The sequence below is a fragment of the Paenibacillus sp. ACRSA genome, assembly GCF_022346845.1.
GTDB lineage: Bacteria > Bacillota > Bacilli > Paenibacillales > Paenibacillaceae > Paenibacillus.
Map to the genome: position 1 here is coordinate 92,797 of NZ_JAKRNP010000003.1, position 12,404 is coordinate 105,200.

14 protein-coding genes are annotated in these 12,404 nt (G+C 44.6%); 4 read left to right on the forward strand and 10 right to left on the reverse strand.

Going from position 1 to position 12,404, the window contains the following annotated elements; all coding sequences use genetic code 11:
* Nucleotides 1-8: 8 nt before the first annotated feature.
* The gene (locus MH215_RS10050) at nucleotides 9-1,136 is read right to left on the reverse strand and encodes a deoxyribonuclease IV (protein WP_239290795.1); all 1,128 of its coding nucleotides are present in this window, start codon (nucleotides 1,134-1,136) and stop codon (nucleotides 9-11) included.
* A 170-nt stretch (nucleotides 1,137-1,306) separates the two neighbouring features.
* Here MH215_RS10050 and MH215_RS10055 point away from each other — a divergent pair, with 170 nt between their 5' ends.
* The gene (locus tag MH215_RS10055; RefSeq protein WP_145050571.1) at nucleotides 1,307-1,777 is read left to right on the forward strand and encodes a DUF2621 domain-containing protein; all 471 of its coding nucleotides are present in this window, start codon (nucleotides 1,307-1,309) and stop codon (nucleotides 1,775-1,777) included.
* A 210-nt stretch (nucleotides 1,778-1,987) separates the two neighbouring features.
* The gene (locus MH215_RS10060; protein WP_239290007.1) at nucleotides 1,988-2,899 is read left to right on the forward strand and encodes a TIGR01777 family oxidoreductase; all 912 of its coding nucleotides are present in this window, start codon (nucleotides 1,988-1,990) and stop codon (nucleotides 2,897-2,899) included.
* Here the strand turns inward: MH215_RS10060 and MH215_RS10065 are convergent.
* The 9 genes from MH215_RS10065 to MH215_RS10105 form a co-directional block, all read right to left on the reverse strand.
* The gene (locus MH215_RS10065; protein WP_239290008.1) at nucleotides 2,888-4,753 is read right to left on the reverse strand and encodes a DUF6382 domain-containing protein; all 1,866 of its coding nucleotides are present in this window, start codon (nucleotides 4,751-4,753) and stop codon (nucleotides 2,888-2,890) included. The two genes, MH215_RS10060 and MH215_RS10065, sit on opposite strands and share 12 nt — an antisense overlap.
* A gap of 37 nt (nucleotides 4,754-4,790) precedes the next feature.
* Complete coding sequence (locus tag MH215_RS10070) at nucleotides 4,791-5,300, reverse strand: A24 family peptidase (protein ID WP_239290009.1); 510 nt, start codon at nucleotides 5,298-5,300, stop codon at nucleotides 4,791-4,793.
* Between the two features lie 65 nt (nucleotides 5,301-5,365).
* Nucleotides 5,366-6,352 carry a TadE/TadG family type IV pilus assembly protein gene (locus MH215_RS10075; RefSeq protein ID WP_481857432.1) on the reverse strand — a complete coding sequence of 329 codons (987 nt, stop codon included), beginning with the start codon at nucleotides 6,350-6,352 and terminating at the stop codon, nucleotides 5,366-5,368.
* A gap of 101 nt (nucleotides 6,353-6,453) precedes the next feature.
* Nucleotides 6,454-8,571 carry a hypothetical protein gene (locus MH215_RS10080; RefSeq protein ID WP_239290011.1) on the reverse strand — a complete coding sequence of 706 codons (2,118 nt, stop codon included), beginning with the start codon at nucleotides 8,569-8,571 and terminating at the stop codon, nucleotides 6,454-6,456.
* 90 nt (nucleotides 8,572-8,661) lie between these two features.
* Entirely contained in the window at nucleotides 8,662-9,339 is a 678-nt protein-coding gene (locus tag MH215_RS10085; RefSeq protein WP_239290799.1) for a TadE family protein, read from the reverse strand.
* Nucleotides 9,317-9,511 carry a Flp1 family type IVb pilin gene (locus tag MH215_RS10090; RefSeq protein WP_239290013.1) on the reverse strand — a complete coding sequence of 65 codons (195 nt, stop codon included), beginning with the start codon at nucleotides 9,509-9,511 and terminating at the stop codon, nucleotides 9,317-9,319. The genes MH215_RS10085 and MH215_RS10090 overlap by 23 nt, the downstream gene beginning before the upstream one ends.
* Before the next feature lie 11 nt (nucleotides 9,512-9,522).
* Entirely contained in the window at nucleotides 9,523-10,392 is an 870-nt protein-coding gene (locus MH215_RS10095; RefSeq protein WP_239290015.1) for a type II secretion system F family protein, read from the reverse strand.
* A gap of 63 nt (nucleotides 10,393-10,455) precedes the next feature.
* Complete coding sequence (locus MH215_RS10100) at nucleotides 10,456-11,217, reverse strand: type II secretion system F family protein (protein ID WP_056699548.1); 762 nt, start codon at nucleotides 11,215-11,217, stop codon at nucleotides 10,456-10,458.
* A 31-nt stretch (nucleotides 11,218-11,248) separates the two neighbouring features.
* A complete protein-coding gene (locus tag MH215_RS10105; RefSeq protein WP_239290017.1) occupies nucleotides 11,249-11,515 on the reverse strand; it encodes a hypothetical protein in 267 nt (88 codons plus the stop codon).
* Nucleotides 11,516-11,717: 202 nt separating this feature from the next.
* Here MH215_RS10105 and MH215_RS10110 point away from each other — a divergent pair, with 202 nt between their 5' ends.
* Together MH215_RS10110 and MH215_RS10115 are read left to right on the forward strand one after the other, a co-directional pair.
* Nucleotides 11,718-11,918 carry a hypothetical protein gene (locus MH215_RS10110; protein ID WP_239290018.1) on the forward strand — a complete coding sequence of 67 codons (201 nt, stop codon included), beginning with the start codon at nucleotides 11,718-11,720 and terminating at the stop codon, nucleotides 11,916-11,918.
* Between the two features lie 59 nt (nucleotides 11,919-11,977).
* Nucleotides 11,978-12,397 (forward strand): hypothetical protein, encoded by a 420-nt coding sequence (locus tag MH215_RS10115; protein WP_239290019.1) that lies wholly within the window; start codon nucleotides 11,978-11,980, stop codon nucleotides 12,395-12,397.
* The last annotated feature ends 7 nt before the right edge of the window (nucleotides 12,398-12,404 follow it).

Here is a 12,404-nt window from a genome sequence, read left to right on the forward strand (position 1 = left end):
CCTTCAAATTAAACCGTGACCAGTGCTTCCTTGCCTGCAAGCCAAGCAATCAAGCGTTGATTCAGTTGTTCCTCACTGAGCTGTGGGAACAGCGCTGCTTCAGTTACCAAGTCATATAGGCGCTCTAGCGGTTCACGTGGATCTGCTTTTTTGGCTTTGGCATCGTTCTTGAGCAAAGTCCACACATCGAGTACATAAGAACGCGCTTCAATCTCTTTGCCTTGGAAGAAGTGATGCAATCTCTCCACATCTGTCAGGAACTCTCCGCCAAATCGACCTTCAATATCGCCGCGCAGCAAAGCAATCTCAGCTTCATACATCGGACGTTGTGTCTTGGCTTCCTTCCCGATCCAAGGCGTCTCCAGAATGAATGGGCGACCTTGAAGTGCTTCATGGTGAACGATACGATGAATGGCTTCATAACCAATCCAGCCAGAGCCGATCGGCGTATGCCGGTCTTTATGTGCACCCACAGGGTTCTTACTATCATTAATATGCATAACCGCAATGCGGTCAAGACCTACGATTTCGTCAAACTGTCTCAGAACACCATCAATGTCATGCACGATATCATATCCGGCATCATGAATGTGACATGTGTCCATACATACAGTAAGGCGTTCATTGTGCGTCACTTTTTCAATGATTTGGGCAATTTCTTCGAAACTACGGCCCATCTCAGTTCCTTTACCCGCCATCGTTTCCAAGGCGATATTTACATCAGTCTCTCTCACACCGTCCAGCACTTCATTTAGTCCCTGAGCGATCCGCTCAATACCATAATGTGCATCTTTGTCCGTAAATGCACCTGGGTGCAATACGATATTTTTGACACCAATGGCATGCGTACGACGAATCTCTTCCTGCAGGAAGCTTACTGCAAGCTCGTACGTATTTTCCTTGTACGAACCCAGGTTAATAATGTAAGGCGCATGGACAACGATATCTTCCATTCCACCTGCTTGCATAGCAAGTTTGCCTTCTTCAATATACATGGATTCGATAGGCTTACGACGTGTATTCTGCGGTGCACCTGTATATATCATAAACGAGCTAGAACCGTACGAGGACGCTTCCTTCGTTGCACTCAATAATCCCTTGTCCGAAAAGGACACGTGGGAGCCTATTTTCAGCATCATTGATCCCCCTTAATCTGAATTATCCCTTATTCTAACGTGATTATCGAAATAAATCTAGAAATGCGCTATAATTCGGGATACAGGCTATTTTTTACAGCTAACATCTGGAACATGGGCAGACGGATTTCGTCTATCCGTGAAAATCAATGAACCGAGGTGACTCCGCAATGATTTTCGATTCCTATGCTTTGACGCTGGCCAGCAGTTCACCCAGCAATTGGTTTATGAATACCATGGCGTTCTGGACATTTGTTTTGCTTGGCAGTATGTGCATTGGCGGTTTTTTTATGATGCGCAAGTTCCTAAAGGTTCTCCCAAAGGCAGACGGGAAGTCCAAGCTAGATTGGCAGAATCATTGGGTCGAGACAAGTCGTCACTTATGGACAGACGAAGCCAAGGCTTTTTTGGATCAACTTGTGGAACCTGTTCCCGGTCCTTTTCGTGATATCGCCAAACATTCCATCGCCGCTGAGATTGGTAGAATCGCCGTGGAAGATCAAGCTACAGAAGTATCGAGAGATCATTGCATCAAAGGATACATTATTGCCACCCCGAAGCGTGATAATAAGTTCCTCGTGAAATTCCTAGAGAAAAATAAAATTGATTATATGCCTTATAAACATCTAATAAACAAATAAATAATTAAATAAGAAATAAAACGAGCGATAATTAAATAGTTGCACTACAGATCTTAATTGCTATCTTCACTTAAGTTAATTACGATATTATTTTCACAAAGCTCCGTCAGGTAAGACCCATTTGAGGCATTGCTTACCAGTCGGGGCTGTTTGTTGATCGTTCGTCAGGGTAATTATCAGCATAATGATATACGAGGAGGGTAATTTTGCATGAAAATTGCTATTTGTGGAGGAACCGGATTTGTCGGAGGGGCACTTGTCGATTATTGGTTGCAGGCCGGATACCATGTGAAAATCATTACACGCAAACTGCCCGACCTTCATAACCCTAGTGAGAATCTTACATATATCTCTTGGGAGCAAGCCGAGGAGCAGCCTCATTTATTAGAAGGAATGGATGCCTTGGTTAACCTTGCTGGAGAGACACTGAATCAGCGCTGGACAACCAAGGCGAAATTAGAAATTGTGGAATCGAGAGTAACGACCGTTGCTCGTGTAGCCAAGCTCGTAAAGTCACTTGAGAACAAACCGGAAGTTGTCGTTCAAGCCTCTGCGATGGCGATCTACGGAACTTCCCCGACCAAGACCTTTGATGAGAGCAGTCCGCAGCAATCAATGAATTTCCCTTCCCGTGTATCCGAGCAATGGGAGGTAGCAGCTGATGCCATTCAGGATGTACGACTGGTGAAAATTCGGGTAAGTCTTGTACTCGGTCACAAAAGGGGCGCTTTCCCTCTTATGAAGCTGCCATACATGCTAGGGGTTGGAGGTAGAATCGGCAGCGGCAAGCAGTGGACTAGTTGGATCCACATTATGGATATCGTGCGTCTTATTGATTTTACGATCCAGAACAAAGACATCTCAGGGCCTGTAAATGCGTCATCGCCGAACCCTGTAACAAATGACGAGTTTGGGCGCGTTGTCGGGAAGGTATACCATCGCCCGCATTGGTTCCCCGTACCTGGTTTTCTCATCAAGGCTTTGGTAGGTGAACTCTCGGTAGTACTTCTGCAAGGACAGCGCGTGATTCCTCAAAAGGCTCTAGATCACGGGTTCGAATTTACATTTCCTACACTAACTAAAGCGTTAGAAGATCTGAAGCATCGAGACTTATCCGACTGATCGATAAGTGTATGATGAATCAGCTAACGTAAATGTATCACCATCCTGCAACGGATATTCTTTGTACGGGGCAAGTGGATTGCCTTGAAGAATCGTTCCATTGACAGATCCCAAATCCTTGATCACATATCCCGTTTTGTTCCGGCTCAATTCCACATGAGCACGGGACACACCGGTTGCTGTATCGACCCACTGCACCATCTCTGCTGATCTACCGATCACAAACGAAGCTCCGCTTACATCCATCCGTTCATTGCGCTCACCCGTCGCCGAGCGGCGTTCCAGATAATATGAAGGCATACCTGTTCCTGCGATTGATTGTACCCCACCTGACACATTCTGCAAATTAACCGTTGGCTCTGTCGCCATATGATAACGTGGTAATTCAGAAGTTGATGGAGCGATAGAGGTAGCCTGCGGAGTCAGATTATTATGCGTTTCCGTATGCAAATCCTGAAAACGATTGTTCACACCTTGACCTACGTAACCAGATGCACTGGAAGCTTGATCAACTGCTGGTGCAGGAGCATTCCAACGCCAGTTTTCCTGAAACATCTCTTCCTCCTCTTTAGGACGTTTCTTACCTAACCCAAAAAAGGTAGGTTTTTTATCGATCGAAGGCTCCATAGCGTTCGAATCTGAATCCGAGTAGGGATAGGCATTCTGTTCCTGATCTGCTTTTTTTCGCTTCGCGTTACCTTTGGATGTATTAAATTTCCCTTTGCTCAACCATGCCCATGCCGCAATGGCAAGCAATATAACACTTAATGCAGCAGATAGGATCATTTGTGTCTCACCTGGCTGCTCCATATAGATGAATCTCCATACCAATGCCATGCCCACCATACAGCCCAATAGGATATAAGTTACTTTGGAAGAAGTTGCTTTCTTTTCGACTTCATCGTGCAACGGTTCATCATACATATCATCTTGTACTGACGCGTTATTCGAACGCCCTAATGATTGTTCATTACCGAATCGAGACTGAGGTAGTATATCCCGTTGGGCACGTGTAGTTGAAGAGCTAGGTATCGCCCGGTTCACGATATCCAGCTCCTTTTCCTCAGGAGTCTTAGACTGTTGACGCCAATGGAGCTGAGGTTCCGATTCATAAGGTACGTGCTGCGGCGAGTAAGACTCCCGACTACTAAATTGTTGCTGTCCTATTCGAACATCTTCTAAAGCTTGATTACCTGCTAATTGTGCGTCCTTAACGACGAAACCGCCGTCTCCAGTCGACCGTGAAGATAGAAACTCAACGTTACTTGAACCTTTTTGTTCATCTGCATATAGCCCCATCAACAACTCTCGTAATTTCTGAATATCCCATTGCTCCGTATCGCATAATTGCAAAACACGTTGGATCCCTTGCCCTTGTAATTCCTTGGTATGTGCCATTAGTCGAATGACCAGTTCACGAAATTGCAGAGGAGTAGAATCCCCTTCTGGCGTATCCATGAGAGGTACGTAGACTAAGCCAAGCTCACCCTGATCAAGCGATCCATTTACGAAAATATACTCTTCATGCAGCATCAATTTACGTGACTCTAGCATATATTGACGACATTCGGTAAAGGTGTCCGCAAGCTGATACAGTAAGCCATATAATACAACCATCTCAATCTTGCTCGACTTCAACACCTGAGACAGCATTTTATAGCCTGAAATGTCATACTGTAATGTCACCGTGCTGTCCACTTCACGAATATGGATAGGTAGTAACCGTGGAATCGAATTGGCAGTGAGCATGCCCGTCTGAACTTGGCTTAGGTTCTCCATCTTCAAGCCTTCCGGCTTCTCCAGAACCATAAAGGCTCCTCCGTTGCGGATAAAATCCCTTGTTAATCCATACATACCGATCCTCTCTTTCCTTTACTATATTTAATCCAATTTATATCGAAGTCATGTACACATAGACACTGATAAACCCAGGTAAAACTGCCAGCATAAACGGAAACTTTAATGTCTTATCTTGACTTACCAGTTGGAGTGAACCAAGCATGAGGAAGCCTGCAAGCCCACTTACCATGGCACGTATTCGTTTGGCAAAATCTCTGCGGAACAACAAGATGATCAAACCAATTGCGCCAGCGTACAAAATGGAGTAGACCAAGACATGAATGCTAAACATAAGCCCTGTCCATGCTCCAATGCCGCCAAATAACTTGACATCTCCCGCACCAACAGCTCCAAATGCATACATGAGAAACATGATTACGAAACAAACTCCAAATCCTGTTATTGAAAATATAAACCCTTCCCAGCCCTGCCAGATCGTATGAGCTAAGAGCCCCGCTGCTGTTACAGGCAACGTCAGCCGATTTGGAATTTTCATTGAACGTACGTCTGTCACAAAGGCGGCGAGTACATAGATACCACAAATCATAGAGAACCATGTCACTTCCGACTCCCCTCCCTTCTAGATGTTGTTCTGAAAACCGATTTTATGAACACCACTCACTTCTATTACTTTCTTGAAGCAACATCGAATGCCGTTTCCATTGCAACACCATCCGCTGTCTCTACAACAAACGTCCACGTGCCTTCCGTTGTACGTGTTCCAACAAACCATTCCCACTGAATCTCTCCGTTCTCATCTGCAGTTGCCCAACCAATGTGCTTGGCTGTACTTTCCCCCGACTTGTAAAAGATCGTTAGATTTGCTGTGGTTCCAGGCTCCACCTTAACCTTAATCATGGCATTATTGCCTATGTATGCAGGCTCCGGCTTGGACAACACCGTAACGGAACCTGTTGAATCTGTGCCATCTCCACTACCGTCAGAGCCCTCTCCTGTGTCTCCAATCCATAATCGTTCTGCGGCAGAAGCCTGAATTCGTAGCGATTTGCCGAGAAAAGGTACCTTGAGCGGCAAATCATAACTTAACTCAAGTCTGAAATACGGATTGGTCTTGTTTCTAAGATTAGGGATAGATACCCCATTCACATGTACTCGTTCATAATCCAGTAGAGAAGTATTCATGAAGGGTTTAAGCAACGGCTTAACAACTGGGTCCAGTACAGCTTCTAGTACAGATGTTTTGATCTCCTGTAAAGGCTGCTCCCCTCGAGCTGCTGCTGCCCGTACCCAGTCACTAAGTGGCTCTGGCAGCGAAGATGCATACCCTTCTGCCCACTCTGTGAGGGACAACTCAGGTATTTTCCAACCAGTACCCGAATCACTGCTTCCGCTGCCTGCTGAATCAGAAGGGGTAAATACTAGGGATACGGGATATATCTTAGTAGAGAGCTGTTTCACGGCTTCGCCTGCTGTACTTTGTAGCGCAGTAGATACCAGTGTCATTTGCACAATGTAGATCAGAAACATGACAAAGAACAAAAATACAGGTAACACTAACGAAGCTTCCAGCACGATGCTACCCTGTTCCTTTTTCAGAGAACGGCTACGTTCTTTCAACGATTTTAGATTTTTCAAACGCTCTAGTCTGTTGATCTGTGTCAGGCGTGCCTGCAATCGTTCCAACATTTTCTCTTGCTGAGCCTGCTGCTGATACTGCTTATCCATATTCCCTCCACCAGAAAGAACCTCATTATTCAGTAGGAATAATCCGCCTTCCGATCTATGAAAAGTCGTCCATCCTCAACCTCATCTGCACTGCCTAATACCGCACCTATACTTTTGGCGACGTCAGGCAGGAACCATAATTTGATGCTGCTTCGTATCGTGCTAGACGCATAGGTCTGCTTCTCGTCTGGGTTCACACCCGTATTCATCCTGATCAGCGCAAGCATCCGCGACATTTTCCGTTCATTATTGCTATGCATTAGCAAAAACAGCCTGAGATGATCCCGGTATGTCAATTTGACTTTGATATAATCGGACAATTCTACGCTACCCTCTTTGGCAAGAGCCACCATGTCTGCAATCGCATGTGTAATCCCATATAAAATAGCTGCGGAGAGTACCAGAAGCGGGTTGCCTAATTTGCTATTCTTCACTAAACCTTCCGCCGTACGAATTGCTAGTCGCATTCCAAAGATCTCAGCATATGCAGCCGCAATGTTACCTGAAGGATTATGGAAACCGTAAATGATATACTCCAGCTCCTGATTCTCAAGCTTAAAGACATCACCCGCATCTCCACTACCCTCAGTCCAGCTAAACAGTTGCCCAAAATCCATTGAATTGAAATAGGCCAGCGCATACTCATTCTGGAACAATTCATCCCCGAGACTGTCTAGTAGTCCTGACATCCCACCAAACAGGCTGTCCATTCCGTTCATGGCATTGCCGCCAGAATCGTATGGATCACCATCTATCTCAGCTTTTTTAGCCTCTTCACGACTCGCCTCGTTAAAAGAAATATTTGCGTTGTAGTACGTCTCTAATTGCTTGAATGCTTCCTTTGATCCTGAACTGCCCTTTTCAATCTGTGACAACATACGTTTAACTTCCTTTAGCTTGCCTTTCGATTCTTTGTCGTTCGCTTTACGCTGAGCATCCGAGCCTCGACCCTCTTCAAGCTGCTTTTTACTTTGCATAATGACGTTTGAAGAGCCACTGCGTACATAGGTATTCATATATTGCTCCGTAGTGCGACTTGCTTGTGTAACTGCGGGTTTAATAGCAACACCGTTTACGGACGTGACACTATGAAGCTGCATATTGAGTTCCATACTATCCGTTCGAACTTGACTGAAATCTGACGTCTGTGAACGGACTCGCCCATTTAATTGATCGAATAAAGAATCAGCTCTCACAAGCTCGGAAGCAAGGGAACGCGTACTTTTAGCCTCATGACCTCGTCCAGCAGATGAAGGGCTCGCGCCAGGCAGCGTTGAATTACCTACGTTATCGTAACCGGCATTCTGTGAACGATTCTCTCCCTCAGCAATAACTCGCTTCATCTCTTCGTTAATTTGGCGAGCCTCTTCGATCTTGGCATGTGCTTCCTCCAGCTTGGTCTGATGGGTCTGAAACGCTGGCTGAATAGTCATACTTATGCCAGTTGCCACCTTGCCTACCCCTGTCCGATAACGACCCAGTTCTACTATGTACATTTGCTGGGTAAAGGGCAGACCCTCGTCGATTTGCTTTTTATTAAAATAATCAGCGTAACGGGCTGCAGCTTCAGCAGCAGTCTCTGGTGCTTCTCTTAGCATCTCATCATATATGGCAGACGAAGGCGGCTTCATGATCAGATCCGGAAGATTTTTCAGCTTTTCCGCCGATTCTGTCTGATTATCAATTGCTTCATCCAACAATTTTTCACGTTTGTCATATAGCTTCTGCAATTTTTTGAGCAAATCTACCGTATGTGCTGCTTCCTTCAACTCTTCGGACATCGGTTTGAAACGATTAACGACTTCAAGGGTAAAATCAACAGGTGCTCGATATTTCATATCCTCTTGAATCTGACGGTTGAAGATGTCGTATTTCCCTACTTCCCGATCCATGCTTAAGGATGTTGTATCCCACTGGATATCGAGAATCGGAAAGCCATCCTTCACCGCAGAGGGCTTCACGCTGTCGTTTAACACTTTCGCCATAATGGCTTCGCTACTGCTATCTCCATAAGCAAATAACCCATATTCTCGCAGTGAAGGGTCATACGCTGACATGACGGATCTTAATGCGGCATGTGTCATGCGTTCAGCCTGCACTTTAAAAGCAGCTATGCGGGCATAATCGATGAACACAGCAACAAACATATATACGCCTGCCAAAATTAATATTAAAAAAAGGGTAACGGCTCCTGCTTCACCATCTTTTTTTCTAAACAGCGCTCCTCCCTCCTTCTGTCACTTTTTACGGTTTCCGAAATATTGCACAACCTGCCCCGCTTCCGCAGCGTTACTAGCTCCGGTTCCATCTTTGCCTTTGAACTTGGCTCCATAATAACGGATTAAATCCACCGTTCGAATGAACTCTACCGGCTCAACCACCGCAGATGATGCGGTGGTAAACACGCTGTTACCTGAATCGAACAAAATAGAAGGTAGCGGTAGAGAAAGCATCTGTTCAAGCTTAGTCGTTACTTTCCGCTGGATCAGCGTATTCTGGTATTCAATCGTTCCAGTCATCGCCGTAGGCATGCCTTGAACCGCTTGGGATAACTTTGTCTCAGATAAGCTACCACCTTCACCCGCCGGCACTGAAACTGTAACTTGATTATCAGCTCCAGCCCAGCCAAAGAGTGCACCAAGCAATTGGTCGTCCGTCAATCTCCAGTACAGGTTATCGTACTCCCCTGTAGCGAACTCTCCCGTCATTGCTTGCTTATGGCTGTTATCCCAGCTATAAGCGGCACGCTCGGATGCAGCATATGCATGCTGATTCAGGAACGTTTTTTGATACATAAACATGCTGAAGAAAAGAAGGATTACAAGGATAAACAATACAACAGGGAAGACCAGGGAGGCTTCAATGGTGAAGCTCCCTTCCTCCTTCTTCATCTTACTTAGCCGGGAAAAATTCATCACTTTTCTTCGTCACCTTACCTAGGAGATCCGTGACTAATTCAGTTATTTGTTTCTTGAATATCAACGCAATAATGATAATAACGCCGATAATCAAGATGAGTTCTAGTGTGCCAAGCCCATCCTCTTCCTTCCAAAATCCATTTACCTTGTTATTCATTAATTCCAACATCCCAATTCCTCCTACATATTCATCATCATAAAAGCAGGTGCCCCAATCATCACAACGATCGTAAAAAAGATCAGTACCATCGGAAACACAAGTTTGGAAGAAGCCTGTTCTCCCTTCGCCCGACTAACAGCCTTACGTTTCTCCCACAACACATGCGAAAGATCCCGCAGCGCCAATACAAAGTCACCTCCTCCACGCCGAAAATTAAGTAACACGGTTGTTGTGAAGATCGTTACTTCCTGTACTCCACAGCGCCGGCTGAACTGCTCGAACGATTGTTGAAACGAATAACCGTTATTCAAGTCGTGGGCTGTCTTCCGCAGTTCGTTGTATAATGGATGATCTCGTTCCCCCTGACTGGCAACACAATGCATAATGGCACGTTGTACCGTCTCTCCAGCACCAACCAATAGAACAATTCGATTCAGTAGCTCTGGTAATTCCACCAGAATATCCTGATCTCTGCGTTGCACCTTACTGCTGAGATCCTTGTATAGTGCAAATGGCAGGAGAGCGCCAAGCACTATACCACCTGCCAATCCACCAAGACCTATATCCCCAACAAGAGATAACAAGCAACCCACCAATAACATAAGCCAGGTATACGTCAGCATCTCAGCGCTATAGAGCAACGTTTTTTCTCCACTGTGTTGTATGCCATACATCTTCTGAATGGCATGCTGCATACGGAACATCACAACAGGCAATCGACGACCCACCTCAAACTTATCCAATAGAAACAAGAATGGAGCGTGCAGTTGCTTGAATCGTAATCCTTCCATATCCAGCTTGCGTAAATGGCGATAAGTCTGTCCTTTGGTACGATCCAGTATTAGCCATCCAATCCCGAGCATCCCTACAAATATGACGGGAAGTAGCATCGTTTCCACTCCTTTTCATGTAGTCCGTATTCAGCCATCCCTCGTAATCAAAAGTTTCAATCCCTATACTTTGATATCCATAATTCGTGTAATCCATAGATAACAGCAGGCAAGCAGTGCTAAAGCACCTGTAGAGATTAGATATCCCATGCCGCTATATAGAGGTTCCATAAAATCCTTTGCAGTCAAATTAAGAAAAATAAGAAATATAAATGGTGCAGCAAACATCGCCTTGGATTCGAACTTTTTCTGTGCTATGGCAACCATAATATCCTGCTGAATATCTAGCTTTTCTCCGATTACCGAAGAAGTTCGCCGGACAACCTCGACCAGGTCACCGCCTGTTCGTTTACAAGTTATAAACACATCGGCAAAATTAGTAATGTCCTCGACCTGTGCTCGATCAGAAAAGTCCTGCAACGCTTCCTCAATAGGCTGTCCATACTCCATCCGTGTCCGAAGAATAGTAAACTCCCGAATAAGATCCGTATCTGCTTCAGGGTTTAACATACGTAAATCTTCAACGGATTCCTTAAATCCATTCTCAACCGATTTTCCGGCAGCCAAAGCAGAAGACAATGCATACAATGCCTGTTTAAAATGTAGACTGAGCGTCGTTCTCCTTCGTTCCAACAACACCTTAGTCCAATGTTTAGGCACCCAGATACACCCTGCAGCCAAGATGATGCCAGCCAACCAGTGATGGTAGAATAGAATCCCGATACCGAAAAATAACAATCCACTGATCAACATGCAGGTAAATCGCTGTCTCCGGGATAGCGTGAATACGGTGTAATTGGTTAATGCTTGTCTAGCTTCCGCCAACACTAATCACCTTCCAATCAATATCAAATATCTAATTAACGTTGTTATCAGAAAATGTATTTTTCAATGAATTGTGTTCCTTTGTTCGTTCTATGTATTCTGCAAACCAATCCCCCAAGCCAGCCATCTGAATTTTATCGATTTGACTCAGCATGCCAACCTGTATCAGTCCCCCGATGATCTTGCCTTCACGTTCTTCTTGCTCTTGGAATCGAAACAAAGGATTGAGCAGCACTTCCCCGTTCTCTATACCCAGTACCTCACTAATTGTAGATATACAATATAGTTGGTCCCTCACATCCTTATAAATCAATAACTTTCATGTGTTATAAAATGAATTAAAGTTGGTCCCTTCAAAATAACATCAGACAATATAGTTGGTCCCCTAAAAATCCACTGATAAATTTAACTTCTTGTTTGACATTCTAAGGATAATGTGTGATAGTCGAATTACACCACAATTACTCAAATTTTACATCACTATTTATAGGAGGCTTTTCATGAGCAATACACCGCGTTTCACCGTTGATGAGCTTGTTGATATGCTTCGAAAAGATGTTGCAGAAGGAGTATCTGGAGCAGCTGTAGCTCTTAAAGATGTTGAAGATTACATTGCCAATGCCAAACACGGAAAATCAGGAGCTGATGGTGTACTTGCCAGAAAAGAACATCGGCACCTCTACGACAAATACTATAGATAAACACAATATTAAGGGTCAGCATCTATGCTGACCCGATTTTTAACACCAAGGAGGTAGCTATGCCTAAAGAAACTGTTCGATTCAATTTAATGGTTCCAAGCGAATTGATGGAGCGTATTGATCAAATTTGTGAAAAGTTGCCTTTAAGTAAAGCACAAGTTATGCTGTTAGGCACGATTGGTATTGTTCAGAAATTGGAGCAGTCCCCCGAGGAATTCTTGGCAGAACTAGTTCATCACGAGCTGATTGTCGAGAAGTCACGAATTACTTATGAAGATGCTCTAAGAAAGTTAAAAGAATCTCAAAACCCGGATGCTGCGGATATGCATTCGTCTTTACTTAAATGGAGATCTAAACCATCGGCATCATCTAAAGACAAAAATACACCTGGGCTTCAGGGTTGGGACTCCGCCGTTAAATATGGAGATTTATACAAGAAATATCCCGACATGAAGGATATTATTTTTGGAAGTGATTAATGAAGAT